Genomic DNA, 15310 nt, shown 5'->3' on the forward strand with positions numbered 1-15310 from the left:
TGAATAGAGCTGCGGTGCGAGGGAGCAGAGTATGGCAGAGCGTTCGTTTGCGAAGGAAGTTCAGCAGCTCAAGATCGGAGCGGGCGAGGAATTCCGTGGCGAGGGCATTCTTGCCATCACCAAGGCGCTGCTCGAAAACGGCGTCGGCTACGTTGCCGGCTATCAGGGCGCGCCGATCAGCCACCTGATGGACGTGCTGGCCGATGCCGAGGAGATCATGGCGGACCTCGGCGTCCACCTCGAAGCCTCCGCCAGCGAGGCCGCGGCAGGCGCAACCCTTGCCGCCTCCGTCCATTACCCGATCCGCGGGGCGGTGGCGTGGAAGTCCACCGTCGGCACCAACGTGGCGTCCGATGCGCTCGCCAACCTCTCGTCGGGCGGCGTTACCGGCGGTGCGCTGATCATCGTCGGCGAGGACTATGGCGAGGGCTCCTCCATCATGCAGGAGCGCTCCCACGCATTTGCCATGAAGAGCCAGATCTGGCTCCTCGACCCGCGGCCGAACCTTCCCTCCATCGTGAAAGCCGTTGGCGACGGGTTCGAGCTGTCCGAGGCCACCAACACGCCGGTGATGCTGGAGGTGCGCATCCGCTCCTGCCACGTCCACGGCCGCTTTACCGCCAGCGACAACAAGCGCCCGCCGATGACCATGGCCGACGCGCTCAACAAGCCGCAGCGCGACACCAACCGCATCGTCCTGCCGCCGGCCTCCTTCGGCCACGAACAGGAAAAGGTGAAGGTCCGCTGGCCGGCCGCCATCCGGTTCATCAAGGAGCGCAAGCTCAACGAGCATTTCGGGCCGGAAGACGGCAAGATCGGCATCATCTGCCAGGGCGGCATGTACAATAGCGTGATGCGCTCCCTCCAGCGCCTCGGCCTCGCCGACCTTTATGGCGAGACCACCATTCCGATCTACTGCCTCAACGTGACCTACCCGCTGATCCGCGACGAGGTGGTCGATTTCTGCGCCGGCAAGGATGCCGTCCTGATGGTGGAGGAGGGCCAGCCGGAACACATCGAGCAGGCGATCGGCGACATGCTCTACAAGGCCGGCGGCACTGCAAAGCTGGAGGGCAAGGGTCTTCTTCCCATGGCAGGCGAGTACACCGGCCAGGTGCTGCTGGATGGCATCACCGCGTTCCTGCGCACCTATTCCCCCGCGCTGCTCCCCGATGCCGAGCGCGCCCCCAACGACCCCGAAGAGAAGATCGAGCTGCCGGACCTCACCGGCGCCGTCCCCCAGCGGCCGGCGGGCTTTTGCACCGGCTGCCCGGAGCGGCCCATATTCGCGGCCATGAAGCTTGTGGAGCAGGAGCACGGCGAGCACCACATTGCGGCCGACATCGGCTGCCACCTCTTCTCCATCCTGCCGCCCTTCAACCTTGGCGCCACCACCATGGGCTATGGCCTTGGCGCAGCGTCGGCGTCCGCGTTCAACGTGAAGGCGGACAAGCGGCCGATTGCGGTGATGGGCGACGGCGGCTTCTGGCACAACGGACTGACGTCTGGCGTCGGCAATGCCGTCTTCAACCAGCAGGACGGCGTGATCCTGATCGTCGACAACTATTATTCCGCCGCGACCGGGGGGCAGGACATCCTGTCGTCGCGCGCAAACAACAAGAGCCGGTCGACCAGACACCCGATCACCGCCGCGGTGAAGGGGATGGGCGCCGAGTGGGTCCGCCAGATCGACCGCACCTACGATGTCGGCAAGATGCGCGACACGCTCGCCGAAGCGCTGACCACCGAAGCCAAGGGGCCGAAGGTGATTGTCGCGTCGTCGGAATGCATGCTCAACCGGCAGCGGCGCGAGAAGCCGGTGATTGCCAAGGCCATCAAGGACGGCAAGCGGATGGTGAAGCCACGCTTCGGCGTGGACGAGGACGTGTGCACCGGCGATCACGCCTGCATCCGCCTCTCCGGCTGCCCTTCGCTGTCGGTGAAAAAGCTCGACGATCCGCTGCGGGACGACCCGGTGGCGGCCATCGACAATTCGTGCGTCGGCTGTGGCAACTGCGGCGAGGTGGCGGAGGCTGCCGTCCTCTGCCCCTCGTTCTACCAGGCGGACGTGACGCACAATCCCGGCAAGTTCGAGGTGCGGGTGGCCGGTTGGCGGCGCGGCATCATTGGCTGGTTTCAAAGGCGGCGCGAGGCCCGCAGGCTCTCGTTCGGAGCGAAGGCATGAACGTGCACGTTTCGCCCGCCCGGCGCGGCGACAACACGTCGTCCGTCATCAAGCTTGCCATTCTGGCGGTGGGCGGGCAGGGCGGCGGCGTGGTCTCCACATGGCTGGTCGATCTTGCCGAGCAGCAGGGGTACGACGTCCAGTCCACCTCGGTGCCGGGCGTCGCCCAGCGTACCGGCGCCACCATCTATTACGTCGAGATGGTGCCGCGGACCGACCGCATCCCCATCCTTTCGCTGATGCCTGCCGTGGGCGACGTGGATATCGTGCTCGCCGCCGAGCTGATGGAGGCAGGCCGTGCGATCCAGCGCGGCTTCGTCACCCCCGGCCGCACGACATTGATCGCCTCCAGCCACCGCGCGCTGGCGGTGTCCGAGAAATCGGCACCCGGCATGGGCATTCTGGAAAGTGAGCCGGTGCTGCAGGCCGCGCGCGACGCCTCGCTGCGGTTCCTGTCTGCCGACCTCGACAGCCTTGCCATCGCCAACGGTTCGGTCATCTCCGCCAGCCTGTTCGGCGCGCTGGCCGGCGCCGAGGTGCTGCCATTTCCCCGCGCGGCCTTCGAGGACACCATCCGCCGCTCGGGCAAGGGCGTGACGGCGAGCCTTGCCGCCTTTGCCGCGGGCTTTGACGCCGTGCGCGGCGGCCCGGAGAGCGCCGCGACCGACAGCGCCGCCGCCCACAGCGGCAGCGAAGCGACGCTGCCCCCCGGCCATGCGCCGGAGGCAATGACAACCGCCCCTGAGATCCACGGTCCGGCGAGGCAGGAAGAGGCGTTCCGCGCCCTCCTGAAGCGTGCCGATGCGCTGCCGGCCGCCGCCATCGCCCGCCGCGGTCTTGAGAAGGTGGTCGACTATCAGGACGTGAAATACGGCGCGCTCTACCTCGACCGTGTGGAGGCGATCAATGCCCATGCGCCCGGCGACGCGGACCTTGCGGAAGCCGCCGCCAAGCACGTTGCAAACGCCATGGCCTACGACGATGTGATCCGCGTTGCCGACCTCAAGATCCGCTCCACACGGATGACGCGGGTCGAGAACGAGGTGGGCGTTCGCGAGGGGCAGCTTCTCGCCGTCACCGAGTACATGCACCCGCGCGGTGAGGAGATCTGCGGCCTGCTTCCGGCGCCTGTCGGGGCGTTCGTGACGCGCCGGCCGGGGCTCTTTCGGCTTCTGGACAAGATGGTCAACCGCGGGCGCCGCGTTCGCACGGACAGGCTGCGGGGCTTTCTGCCGCTTTACATGATGGCGTCGCTGCGTCCGGTTCGCCGCGCCTTGCTGCGCCACAGGGGCGAGGAGGCGCACATTGGGGCGTGGCTGGAGACAGTGCATCGTCTGGCACCCGGCGAGCCACGGCTCGCCGCGGAGGTGCTGCGCTGCCGCCGCCTCGTGAAAGGTTATAGCGACACCCATGCCCGCGGCCTGTCGAAGTTCGACCGGGTTCTTTCCGCGCTGCCGTTGCTGGAAGGCCGCGCCGACGGGGCTGACTGGCTGCGCCGGCTCAAGGAGGCCGCTTTTGCCGATGAAGCGGGCACGCAGCTGGACGGCGCACTGAAAACCGTCGCAACCCTCGATGCACCGCCCGCTGCCGCCAGCGACTGACGCACCCGGTTTCATTTGGCCCGGCCGGCGGATTGCACGCCAATGGCGTGCGCAAGCTGCCAGGTGTGGTGAATTTCATGCAAGGCGCTGGGCGTGGTGGACCAGCACTGGTCCACTCGGGTGACCGGGCAGGTCGCGCCGACGCCGTGCGCCTGACGCAAGATGGCCCCGGCGCGGAAAGCCGCACCGGGGCCAGTTCCGGCACTCTGGGGGTGCCGTGGGGTGCGGGCGGTTCTGGGGACCGCCCGCGCCTCGTTATTGCGTGGCCGGCGCCGGTGTTGCGGCCTCGGTGGCAGCTTCGGGCGTGGCCGGTTCGGCGGGTGCCGCGGGCGTCGCCGGTGCAGCATCGGCAGGAGCCTCGGTCGCTGCCGCGTCGGCCGGAACCGCAGTGGCTGCCGCCGCGTCGGCAGGAGCGGCCGTTGCGGGTGCTGCTTCGGCGGGAGTGGCGTCTGCCGGCACCGTGGTGGTGGTGGTTGCCGCAGGGGCTGACGGAGCGGCGGCGGGCGCTGCTGCAGCCGTGCGCTCGGACTTCAGCGTTGCACCGATCTCCATGGACGCTTCAGCACTGGCAAGGCCGGGCAGCAGAGTCTCGCGGGACACGGTGTTGGCGGTCGCAAGGCTCGGGAAATCGCCAGTCATGTTGGCGCCGTAGAGCGGCTTGAAGACACCCTGGTGGCAGGTGGCGCAGTTGACCTTGGACACATCACCCAGCGGGCCGAGGCGATGCTGGGGCAGGGCCACCTGCGACGGGATGATGTATTCCGCGTTCAGCGCCTGCACCATCTGGAGACCGTACCACGCCGTGGTCCGCTGCGGTGTCGACTGCTCCCACGAACCCATGGCCCGGGTGTTGTGGCAGTAGGTGCAGTTCACCCCCATCGACGTCGACATGTGGATCATCAGTGCATAGGTCTGTTCCGCCTGCTTGATCGAGGCGCGGTTGCCGGTGGGCAGCGCGGTCTGACCGATGACACGGATCTTCTGCAGGATGTTGCCGCTCTCGTCGGTGTCGGCAACGAGATAGGGCGCAAACGGATTGGCCGGGAGCGAGGCAAGCGCCACATTTTCTGCCGGACGGTTCTGCCCTGCGCGGTTGCCGACCATGCCCTGCATTTCATCTGCGACGCTGGGCGTGTTGAACCACACGTTCTGCGGCACGTTGTTGCCGCGGTGGCAGGTGTAGCAGTTCACCCCAGCTGCCGGTTGCTCTTCTTCTTTCCAGGCCTGCTGGACGTGGTTGGTCCATTCGGTGTTGAGGTCACGCGTCATGTGGATCATCCACCGGGAGACGCGCTTGGTGTACAGATCGTCGTCGGCGAAATTGTTGCCGGCGTGGCAGTAGGCGCAGCCCTGTTCCGGCGATACCCAGGCGGTGATTGCCGTCATCAGGCGAAGGAACTGGCCGGCAGAAAGGTCGGTCAGAACCTGAACGTTCTGGTAGACGTCACCGGCCTTTGGGCCGGCTTCGATCAGCGGCGGAAGCCCGGCGATTTCCGGCACTTCGTTGGCCGGAAGGTTCGCCGCGACGGTCCGCGGGTTGTAGATCTGCGCCATGCCGGTGCCGCGGTAGCCGCTCTGGACCGATGCCAGCGGCGGGCGGTCATATTCCGGCAGGAAGAGCATCGCGAGGAGCAGGAAGGCAACGACGACGGCAATGGCTGCTTCGGTAAAGCCGAATTTGAAGGTCATTGGCCAGCCCCCGTCATGCCGCTGCCGGTCACACCCACCACCGAAGGATCGGGCGCTGCGGGCAGAACGTCAGGATACATCGGCGCGTAGTCGTGCAGGACCGCCCATTCGTACCAGTTGTCGACCAGGGTCCCGGTGATCAGGATGCCGATGCCGCCGGTGATGCCCGTCAGCGCGGCAAACCACCACGCCCAGCGGTGGATCGATTCCATCGTGGCGCAGAAGCCCATGGTCCAGCGCCAGAAGAGGCCGGCACGTTCCGACGCGGTGCCGCGGTCGACGATCTGTTCCACTTCGCGGTCCGCACCGAGGCGCGAGCAGGCCAGGATGGTGGCCGCGTGCATGGCGAACAGGAGCGTCGAGCCGTAGAGGAAGACGATCGAGAGGCCGTGGAACGGGTTGTAGAAGAGGTTGCCGTAGCGCAGCGAGAATGCGGCGGTCCAGTCAAGGTGCGGGAAGATGCCGAAGGGAACGGCCTCGCCCCAGGAGCCCATCAGGAGAGGGCGGATGAAGCCCAGCACCAGGTAGAGCCAGATGGCGGCGGCAAAGCCCCAGGCGACGTGGGTGCCAAGGCCGAGCGCGACGGAGCGGCGGTAGACCCGCAGCCACCACAGCAAGATTGCGGCGGTGAGGAAGAAGCCGGCCATCAGCCACCAGCCGCCTTCATTCATCGGCGGGATCGAAAGGCCGTAGGCGGGCGAGGGCGGCTCAAGGGCAAGCCAGGGGAGCTGGCGCAGGAACTGCACCGGGTCCCAGTCGACCGACGCCCACATGTTGAGGCCGATGATCTCGAACGCAATGATGCCGCAGATCAGCGAAGCCCAGCCGAGCGAGCCCATGTAGATGGGGCCGATCTGCGAATCGCCGAGTTTGCCGAGCCAGTAGTTGAAGGCGGGCTTGCCGTAGCGGTTGCGGGCGTCACCGGGTGCGGAGACCCCGAGTTCGCCGTGCGGATTGCGCAGCTGAACCTGGGTGAAGATGTTTTGATAAGGCGCCATGGTTCCCCCCTCAGGACCAGATCGGCAGGTTGAGCCACCAGCCCCACCACTCGGTCCACGAACGTGTCCAGAACGGGCCGGAGATGACGATGCACACAGCGCTCCAGAACCCGGCGGACAGTGCCAGGAACAGGCCGAGACGGTGGATGCCGAGCGGGCCGATGGAGTAACCGATGATGTCGCGGAAGAAGGTGTTCTCGGCGTCAGGCCCCGTTATGGGTTTTCCCTTGCCGGGGTTTGTTGCGGCGAGGATAAGGCCGCCGTGCATCGACAGTGCAAACGTTGTGGTGAAGAAGAACGACACCGCAATCATGTGCGCCGGATTGTAGTGGAAGTGCAGGTACTGGTAGCCGACGTTGGACACCCAATCGAGGTGCGACCAGATCCCGTACGGAAAGCCGTGGCCCCATGCGCCCATCAGGAGCGGACGAACCACCACGAGCGTGACGTAGGCGAGGATCGCGAACGAGAAGGCGAACGGCACATGGTAGCCGATACCGAGCTTGCGGGCGATTTCCACCTGGCGCAGTGCCCAGGTGACGAAGGCTCCGATGGCGCAGATGGTGATCAGCTGCCAGAGGCCGCCATCGTGGATTGGCGCAAATGCGAGCCCGTAGGACAGGTCCGGCGGGGCAATTGAGATGGTCCAGGGGTTCCAGTTCCCCTGCATCGCAGCGCCCCAGATGATGAACGTGGTCCCCAGGATGCTGAAGAAGACGGTCAGGACTCCGAAGAATCCGACGTAGAATGGTCCGAACCAGAAATCGAACAAATCTCCGCCGATCAAAGTGCCGCCGCGGACGCGGTATTTCTTTTCGAATGAGAGCATTGCCATGGGCGACCTCGCGTTTCTCGTTAGTCCTGCGGAGCACGTTCGCAGTCGGCGAAGGATGGCGGGGCGGTCGCGCGGGTCGACCGCCCCGTCGGGTTAGCTGCCGGTGCCTTGTGCGGCAGGCAGGGTCGTGATCGCCGCAGCGGGGGTGCCGCCGGGGCCTTCGAGCCAGTTGAACCGGTCGGTGGAGAGCAGGATGAAGTGGATCACGATCGCCAGGATGAAGAGGAACGCGAAGAGTGCGATCAACGTCCGGCGGGGATCAAAAAGCAGCCAAGTGCGCCACATGTCTGGGAATTCCTTCGATTAGCCGATGAGATGACTGGCGATGGACGCGACATTCGTCACGCCGTCCATGAGCGAGGAATAACCATCCTCACCCGGCAGCCAGGGCCGCCACAGCCAAACCAAGATGTGCGCGACGATTGCGACGAGGGTGAAACCCACGAAGCTCGCCATGAAGACACCGTGGAACTCCTTGGCCTCCGTTTCGGTAAGGCCGGACAGCGACACGGTCCGTTCTGGCTCAAGTGCCATTTGTTTTCCTCCAGTTTGACCGCAGAGGGTCACGCCGCCCGCGGGCGGCCGTCATGTCGCGGGGTTCCACGACCACACCTTCCAGCTCGCGCCGGAAGTTCTTAGTGCCGGTAGGCGTAGGCCAGCGCCGAAGAGGCGGCGAGCCGGGCTTCCTGCACGATGGAGCGGCGCGGGCCATTCGCCCGCGCAAAAGTCACAAGCCTCGCAACGCCGAGGGCGAGGATCAGGACGAAAAGGGTGATGGCGTAGATGGCCCGGTACTCGCGGGCACGCCCCTTGAAGGGGTCGAGCGCGGTGCCATGGAGGCGATCCGCCAGCGTCGGCGTGGCGGGGGTGGCGTCAAACATTGTCTGGATGGTCATGCCATTGCCCTTTCAGCGTCCTGGCCTGCAACATCGCAGGCGGAGACGGTTGTGGTGCCACGCGCTTCGGCGCGGCGTTCCGCGTCCTCACGCAGCCGCTTGGCTGCAGAGATGCGCGTGAGGATGGGAGATTTTGCGGTGAGGTCGTCCAGCATCCGGCGGGCGTCTTCGGCCCACTGGAGGCGCGGTGCGTCAGCCGGCGTCGCCTTGATGGCGTCCATCTGGCTGGCGAGCGGCAGGATGTTGAACAGCGCGTCGAACAGGCTGTTGCAGACTTCCTGCACAAGGTAGGTGGCGCCCGAGTAGCCCATGAAGGGCGTGCCGGTGTGGCGCCGCACGATGGGGAGCGGGAAGCTGGCCGGGATGAAGGCGGCGCGCCCCCCGGCTTCCGCCAGATACATCTTCTCATTGTATGAGCCGAACACGATCAGCGGCGGGCTTGCCTTGAGGCCTTCCTGCACGGCGACGTTGTCGATCTTCACGCCGGCCTTGCGCACCGTGACGTGGGTGCAGGGAAACCCCATCTCGTCTTCAAGGAAGTGGCGCACGCCTCGGGCATAGGTTTCGCCGGCGACGATGGCGAAGCCTGCCGTGCCGAAGAAGTCCTGCGTCACCGAGCGCCACAGGTCCCACAGCGGCTTCAGCGTGGTGTGCTTCTCGGCCTCGATGAAGGGCTCGGGGTCGAGCCCGATCATCTGGCCGAGGGTGCGCAGGAACGCCGTGGTGGAGTGGAGGCCGATGGGGGCCTGTAGATACGGGTTGTCGAGCGCTTCGCAGAGCGCGCGGCCGTACTCGCGGTACATGCAGACGTTGACGTCGCCGTCGACGAGGCGCCGCGTGTCGTCGATGTGGCTGCCGAGCGGGTAGGTGAGGTTCACCTCCGCGCCGATGCCCTCGATCAGGCGGCGAATCTCAGCGATGTCGGACGGGCCGTTGAACATGCCGTAGGCCGGGCCGATGATGTTGACGCGCGGCTTGTCGCCCTCTTTCCGGGCGCGCGGCTTGGGCATCTTGCCCTTCTTGGCGCCGTACTGGTTCCACAGCCACAAAAGGGCACGGTCGGCGCTCTGCCACTGGTCTTCGTCGATGGTGCGGGGCAGGAAGCGCTGGATCGACGTGCCTTCGGGTGTCACGCCGCCGCCGATCATCTCGGAGATCGAGCCGGTGACGACGACGCTCGGCTGGTCGGGGTCGAGCGTTTCCCAGGCGCGCTTCATGGCATCTTCGGTGCCCTTGCGGCCGAGCTCTTCCTCGCCAAGGCCGGTGACGACGATCGGGAGCTCGTGCGGCGGCAGCGCGTCGGTGTAGTGGAGCACCGAGGTGACGGGGAGGTTTTCGCAGCCGACCGGCCCGTCGATGATGACCTGGAGGCCCTTGATGGCCGAAAAGGCATAGACGGCGCCCCAGTAGCCGCCGGCACGGTCGAGGTCGAGGATCAGCATGACGCGTCCTCCACGATCGAGCCTTTCACGAAGTCGCTCTTCTGTTCCTTGCCGCCGATCAGCGTCTTGCCGGAGCGCTTGGCCTTGGGGGCCACCGGCTTTTCCTGCCAGATGCCGGCGTTGTGGCCGGTGCCGACACCTTCGAAGAACGATTTCATGTCGTTCATCCGGTCCTTGCGGCCGATGGCGGTGTTGACGACGTCGGCAAGCGACCCAGCGCCGGCGGGGCCCATCAGCGGGCGGGCGGAGATGAGGTTGGTGAAGTAGAGCGCCGGCTTGCCCGTCTCCTTCACCTTCTGCACCACAGGGGTGGTGCCGATGGCGAGATCCGGCTCGAACGCCTCGACGGCGGCCAGATCCTGCTCCAGCGAGGCGCGGAAGGTGACGGGCACGCCGCGCGCTTCCAGCCACTGCCGGTCTGCCTCGGCATACGGCGTCTTGGGGCAGGCGGTGCCGACGTAGCGGACATCGGCGCCGGATTCGATGAGAAGGCGGGCAACCAGAAGCTCCGAGCCCTCATAGCCCGACACCGTGATGCGGCCGTTGATCCGCTTGGCGGCGAGCGCGCCGGCGATGGCGCCATCGGCGGCGTTCTGCGCGGCGGCGATCTTGGAAGCCGAGACGCCGGCGGCATTGCCGATGGCGGCGAGCCAGTCGCGCGTGCCTTCGCGGCCGACGGGGCCGGAACCGACGATGGGGCGGCCCGCGGCGGAAAACGCGCGGAAGGAGGCGGTGTAGAAGGGGTGGATGCCGGCGATCACCGCACCGTCGAGGGCGGCGTAGAGTTCGCGCCACTCGCGGGTCGGGACGACCGGGCCGACATCGAGGCCCATGGGGTCGAGGAGGCCACCGATGATCATCGGGTCCGCCGGGAACATCTCGCCCACCAGGGTGACGGAGGGGCGGGTGGTGCGCTTGTCGGGCGCTGCGACGGGGCCTGCGACGGCCTCGTTGCGGGCGAACTCAAGCATGGCGCCGGCCAGCACGTCCTTGGCTTCGGCGTGGGTGGGGATGCCGAAGCCCGGCACGTCGATGCCGATGATGCGCACGCCGTTAATGACCGGCGGCAGAAGCCGCAGCGGCACGCCGGACGCGGTGGGAACACAAAGGTTGGTGACGACGATGGCGTCGTAAAGCGCGGGGTCCGCCATGTCGTGGACCGCCTCGCGGATGTCCTCGAACAGCTTGCCCGTCACCAGCGTTTCGGAGTTGAACGGCACGTAGCCGACCGTCCGCCGCGCGCCATAAAAGTGCGAGGTGAAGGTGAGGCCGTAGACGCAGCAGCCCGAGCCCGACAGGACCGTGGCGGTGCGGCGCATGCGCAGGCCGACGCGCAACGAACCGAACGCGGGGCACATGGACTGCGGCTGGTCATGCGGGCCGACGGGGTAGTCGGCGCGGAATTTGGCGAGGAGTTCGGCGTTGCCGGCAGCCTCTGCGGCAGCCGTCATCCGGTCCTTGCCGCTATGGCAGGCACCGGCCTCTTCGAGCGCCGGGTTTTCCGCGGTGGGTTCGAAGGGGTGATCCATGGCTCAGGCCTCGTCGTAGACGACTTCGAGGGAGGCCTTCGGCGTGAAGGATTTCCCGCGCATGGCGGCGGGGGTTGCCGGGGTGAGGACCACGTTGCGGCCGGTCACGTCGCCATCGAAGAGGCCGAGGAGACCGTCATTGTCGAGCGGGGTGGGGTGGACCGGAGGGGCTTCGGCAACGTTCTCCGCCAGTTCTTCGAACAGCGGCGCCCATTCGGAACCGGGGGTGCCGATGATCTGGTAGTTCGCGCTCTTCTTGCGGATGTCGTCGTGGGCAGGGATTGCGGCCAGCACCGGAATGCCGACCGATTGTGCGAACGCCTGCGCTTCGCCGGTCTGGTCATCCTTGTTGATGACCATGCCCGCCACACCGACATTGCCGCCGAGCTTGCGGAAATATTCAACCGCCGAGCAGACATTGTTGGCGACGTAGAGGGATTGGAGGTCGTTGGAGCCGACCACGATCACCTTCTGGCACATGTCGCGGGCGATCGGCAGGCCGAAGCCGCCGCACACCACGTCGCCCAGGAAGTCGAGGAGGACGTAGTCGAAGTCCCACTCGTGGAAACCGAGTTTTTCCAGAAGCTCGAAGCCGTGGATGATACCGCGACCGCCGCAGCCACGGCCAACTTCCGGGCCGCCCAGCTCCATCGCGTAGACGCCGTCACGCACGAAGCAGACGTCGCCGATTTCGACTTCTTCGCCGGCGAGCTTCTTCTTGGTGGAGGTCTCGATGATGGTGGGGCAGCTCTTGCCGCCGAACAGGAGCGACGTGGTGTCGGACTTCGGATCGCAGCCGATCAGCAGGACCTTCTTGCCCTGCTGAGCCATCATGTAAGACAGATTTGACAGCGTGAACGACTTGCCGATGCCGCCTTTGCCGTAGATCGCGATGATCTGCGTTTCTTTTTTGACTTCGGACGCAACGACGGGATCCGGCTCGACGGCCGCTTCCGCCGCGAGCCGCTGGTCGTAGGACTCGGCGCCGTGGTCATCGGATGTGCGGGCGTGAAGATCGGTCAATGGACGCTTCCCCAGTTGAGGACCATCTTGAGACAGTCGGGATCGGTGAATGCGGTGGTGTAGGCGGATGCGGCCGCGGTGACGGGCGCGACGTGGCTGATGAGGCCATCCAGCGACAGGGCGCCGCTGCCGAGAAGCTCACGAACGACAACGAGGTCGTTCGCCTTCCACTCGGCTGCGATCTGGATCCGCGCTTCGCGCATGAAGGCCACCGGAAAGGCGAAATCGAGCCGCTCGCCATAAAAGCCGGCAAGCGTGATGGTGCCGCTGCGCGCAAGGCGGGAGACGGCAGTGTCGATGACCTGGCGGGAGCCGCTGGCATCGACGACGCAGCGATAGTCCCGCCGTTCGTCGCTTTCCGGCGTTACCACCGGATAGTCCCGGCCTGTCATACGCCCGGTGTGAAGTTCGTGAACCGTGGGCGCCGGATGGCCGAGTGCCACGGTTATGCGGGCCATGAGGGCACCCAGAACACCGTGGCCGATGATGAGGTCCGGAACGCCGCCCACGGCAATTGCGTGATGGGCGGTGGAGGCCAGCGCCAGAAGGGTCATCTGCGCGTCGGCACCATCAATACGGTGGAGCCGTGCGGGATCGCAGAAAAGGTTGGCTGCCGCGCCGCCGAAGATCGGCTTCACGTCCTTGTAGCAGTGCGCGCCGGGGACGAAGACGGCATCGCCGGGGCGAAATGCGTCGTCGGTGCTTTCGACGACGCGGCCCACGGTCTCGTAGCCTGGAACCAGCGGGTAACCCATGCCCGGAAATGGCGGCATCGCGCCTTCCCAGAGAAGCCGCTCGGTGCCGGCGCTGATACCGGAATAATCCACCCGGACGAGGACGCGGTTGTCAGTCGTGCCAAGAGCCAGATCGACCTTGGTCAGGTCGATCGTGCGGGGCTCCTTGAGGACGACCGCAAGCGTTTCCATAAAATCCCTTGTTCGCGCCGGGCACTGCCATCGACTGGCGGGGCCCCGTATGGCGCGGCTCGTTGTTCGTTCTTGCCTGTCACTCTACATTGACACTTGGGTATGTCAATCAGGTTTACACCTTGCGACGAGTGCACGAACGAGCACGGGGTTTTTGGACTTGAGAGGGCGGATATCGGTGTAGCCAGCGGCCTTCAACAGGGCGCAGAGTTCATCGTAAGTGCGCAGGCGGCCTTGGCCCATCGCCATGAAATACCACGGGAAATAGGCGTCCATACCCGTCGGGCGGGCAAGGTCCGCCATGGGCTCGATCACCACCAGTGCAGCATCAGGTGAGCCGTGCGCCAATGCGCCCAGCAATACGGCCACCGCGGCGTCGTCATGGTCGTGGAGAACCCTGACCAGAGAGACCAGATCTGCGCGGAATGCCAGACCATCTTCAAAGAAATCAATGGCTTGCGCGTCTGCCCGGTGGTCCAGACCAGCGTCAGTCAGCGCGGCCTCTGCCAATGGCACCACATCGGGGCGGTCGGCCACGGTCAGTGTCAGATTTTTATGACACTTCAGCGCGGCGATGCCGAAAGCTCCGGCGCCGCCCCCCAGATCGACGAGGTGTCGCGCGCGGCGAAAGGGCCGGTTGTGCAAAACCGCGTCTGCAACGAAGGCCTGCGATGCCGCCATCAGCCTGGAATAAGGGGCTGCGTCCGCGGCCGGCATGGCTGATTCGGGGCCAGTTGCTGCGCCATCGTCACTGGCTGGGACGTCCGATTGCCCGGTGTAGGTCCAGTAGGCGGCAAGTTCGGTTGGTTTGCCGCCGCGCATCAGGGCCACGGGATCTGCAAGGTCCGCATAAAAATGGTGGTGGTGGGCCACCATTTCGGCAATTCCGCCCTGACCGAGGATCGCGGCGCCCTTCATGCCGAGGCCCCAGCCGCCGGTGCGCCGGTCCACCAGGCCCTTGGCGTGGGCAGCGCGCATCATCACCTCGACAGCGCGCGGCGTCAGATCGAGTTCGGCGGCAAGATTTTCGGTGGACCGGGGGCCGCCCGCGAGCCTTTCCAGAACGCCGAGCGACACCAGCGCTGCAAGAGTTTGCGCATAGACGAAGCCGGCGACCACATCGAACGTCGCCTCGGCCTGGGACGCCGCAATCGTTTTGCCGAAGGGGAGGGACGTGACAATCCGGTGGAAGGCCGGCGCCATGACCAGCCGGTCCCGCAGGCGCGCCACGCGGTCATAAAGCGCGCCCAAGGTCTGCGATCAGGCGGCGGCTGTGGCGCGCTTGGCGGGCACGAAGCGGGCGGTCTGGGCCCGGATGAGCTGACGAATCTCGTCTGACGCCATCCCGTCGGGCACGGCTGCGGCGGTTTCCTCGATGAGATGCTTCAGCGTGCGAATTGCTCCGTCGACGCCATATTCGTCGACGCTGCTGGGGCGGCCGAGGCGCGCGTCCTGCCCCGTCGGCTTGCCCATCATGCCATCGGCTCCGAGCTTGTCGTGAATGTCGTCGGCAATCTGGTAGGCTGCGCCGAGCCGGCGGCCAATGACCCGCCAGTGCGCCTCGTCACCGCCAGCCGCTACCGCGCCACCGGCGGTTGCCGCCTCGAAGAGCGCGCCGGTCTTCGCGGCATGGTAGGGCGAAAGCGCGCACCCTTCCTCGCTCTCCATGGCCTGACCGGCCACAAGACCCGCCGGCGATCCCGCACTTTCAGCAACGATCGAAAGAAGTGCCGGCAAGCGGGGGCCCGCCTCCTGCGCAACGTCGGACAGGGCCTGGAAGGCCAATACGATGAGACCGTCGCCGGCCAGAACCGCCATGGCTTCACCGTGGGCGGCATGAACCGAAGGGCGACCGCGCCGGGTATCCGAATCATCGAAACACGGCAGATCATCGTGCACCAGGGAGGCGCAGTGCAGAAATTCGATTGCGGCGGCGAGACCATCGGCGACCGCCGGCCGGTCGTCCCCGCAGGCACGCGCAACGGCGATCGCGAGGCACGGCCGAACCCGCGCACCGCCCGGAAACAGCGCGTGTGTGATGGCGGCAGTCAGTTTGCCCGGCTCATCTCGACCCAACAGATGCCGGTTGAGAGCCCGTTCGACGCGTGTGGAGACGTTCATCATTCTCGAAACCGTCTACCTCAGTTGACACTACGTAGTGCACAATGACCTTATCGAAAGCGAAA

Annotated in this window: 14 protein-coding genes; 2 read left to right on the forward strand and 12 right to left on the reverse strand. The window is 66.2% G+C overall.

The features are described from left to right. Positions 1-31: 31 nt before the first annotated feature. Together RDV64_RS19005 and RDV64_RS19010 are read left to right on the forward strand one after the other, a co-directional pair. Positions 32-2185: an indolepyruvate ferredoxin oxidoreductase subunit alpha gene (locus tag RDV64_RS19005; RefSeq protein WP_309196534.1), complete on the forward strand. Its 2154-nt coding sequence runs from the start codon at positions 32-34 to the stop codon at positions 2183-2185. Continuing rightward, positions 2182-3786 (forward strand): indolepyruvate oxidoreductase subunit beta family protein, encoded by a 1605-nt coding sequence (locus RDV64_RS19010; protein ID WP_309196535.1) that lies wholly within the window; start codon positions 2182-2184, stop codon positions 3784-3786. The genes RDV64_RS19005 and RDV64_RS19010 overlap by 4 nt, the downstream gene beginning before the upstream one ends. A gap of 255 nt (positions 3787-4041) precedes the next feature. On the opposite strand, the gene pufC is transcribed toward RDV64_RS19010, so the two are convergent. The 12 genes from pufC to RDV64_RS19070 form a co-directional block, all read right to left on the reverse strand. Next, complete coding sequence (pufC, locus tag RDV64_RS19015) at positions 4042-5475, reverse strand: photosynthetic reaction center cytochrome PufC (protein WP_309196536.1); 1434 nt, start codon at positions 5473-5475, stop codon at positions 4042-4044. After that, a complete protein-coding gene (gene pufM, locus RDV64_RS19020) occupies positions 5472-6473 on the reverse strand; it encodes a photosynthetic reaction center subunit M (protein ID WP_309196537.1) in 1002 nt (333 codons plus the stop codon). Before pufM ends, pufC begins: the two co-directional genes overlap by 4 nt. 10 nt (positions 6474-6483) lie before the next feature. Next, a complete protein-coding gene (gene pufL, locus RDV64_RS19025) occupies positions 6484-7308 on the reverse strand; it encodes a photosynthetic reaction center subunit L (RefSeq protein WP_309196538.1) in 825 nt (274 codons plus the stop codon). 93 nt (positions 7309-7401) lie between these two features. Next, positions 7402-7593: a light-harvesting antenna LH1, alpha subunit gene (pufA, locus tag RDV64_RS19030; protein ID WP_309196539.1), complete on the reverse strand. Its 192-nt coding sequence runs from the start codon at positions 7591-7593 to the stop codon at positions 7402-7404. Positions 7594-7611: 18 nt separating this feature from the next. Next, positions 7612-7842, reverse strand: coding sequence for a light-harvesting antenna LH1, beta subunit (pufB, locus tag RDV64_RS19035; protein WP_309196540.1), 231 nt, complete (start codon positions 7840-7842; stop codon positions 7612-7614). Between the two features lie 101 nt (positions 7843-7943). Further along, positions 7944-8204 carry a hypothetical protein gene (locus RDV64_RS19040; RefSeq protein WP_309196541.1) on the reverse strand — a complete coding sequence of 87 codons (261 nt, stop codon included), beginning with the start codon at positions 8202-8204 and terminating at the stop codon, positions 7944-7946. Next, positions 8201-9646, reverse strand: coding sequence for a chlorophyllide a reductase subunit Z (bchZ, locus tag RDV64_RS19045; protein ID WP_309196542.1), 1446 nt, complete (start codon positions 9644-9646; stop codon positions 8201-8203). Before bchZ ends, RDV64_RS19040 begins: the two co-directional genes overlap by 4 nt. After that, positions 9640-11175, reverse strand: coding sequence for a chlorophyllide a reductase subunit Y (bchY, locus tag RDV64_RS19050; RefSeq protein ID WP_309196543.1), 1536 nt, complete (start codon positions 11173-11175; stop codon positions 9640-9642). The genes bchZ and bchY overlap by 7 nt, the downstream gene beginning before the upstream one ends. 3 nt (positions 11176-11178) lie before the next feature. Beyond that, on the reverse strand, positions 11179-12198 hold the full coding sequence (locus tag RDV64_RS19055) for a chlorophyllide a reductase iron protein subunit X (RefSeq protein WP_309196544.1): 1020 nt from the start codon (positions 12196-12198) through the stop codon (positions 11179-11181). Then, positions 12195-13124: a chlorophyll synthesis pathway protein BchC gene (gene bchC / locus RDV64_RS19060; protein ID WP_309196545.1), complete on the reverse strand. Its 930-nt coding sequence runs from the start codon at positions 13122-13124 to the stop codon at positions 12195-12197. The genes RDV64_RS19055 and bchC overlap by 4 nt, the downstream gene beginning before the upstream one ends. Before the next feature lie 105 nt (positions 13125-13229). Continuing rightward, positions 13230-14375 carry a methyltransferase gene (locus RDV64_RS19065; protein WP_309196546.1) on the reverse strand — a complete coding sequence of 382 codons (1146 nt, stop codon included), beginning with the start codon at positions 14373-14375 and terminating at the stop codon, positions 13230-13232. A 9-nt stretch (positions 14376-14384) separates the two neighbouring features. Next, positions 14385-15248, reverse strand: coding sequence for a polyprenyl synthetase family protein (locus tag RDV64_RS19070; RefSeq protein ID WP_309196547.1), 864 nt, complete (start codon positions 15246-15248; stop codon positions 14385-14387). Positions 15249-15310: the final 62 nt, after the last annotated feature.

The sequence above is a fragment of the Acuticoccus sp. MNP-M23 genome, assembly GCF_031195445.1.
Taxonomy (GTDB): domain Bacteria; phylum Pseudomonadota; class Alphaproteobacteria; order Rhizobiales; family Amorphaceae; genus Acuticoccus.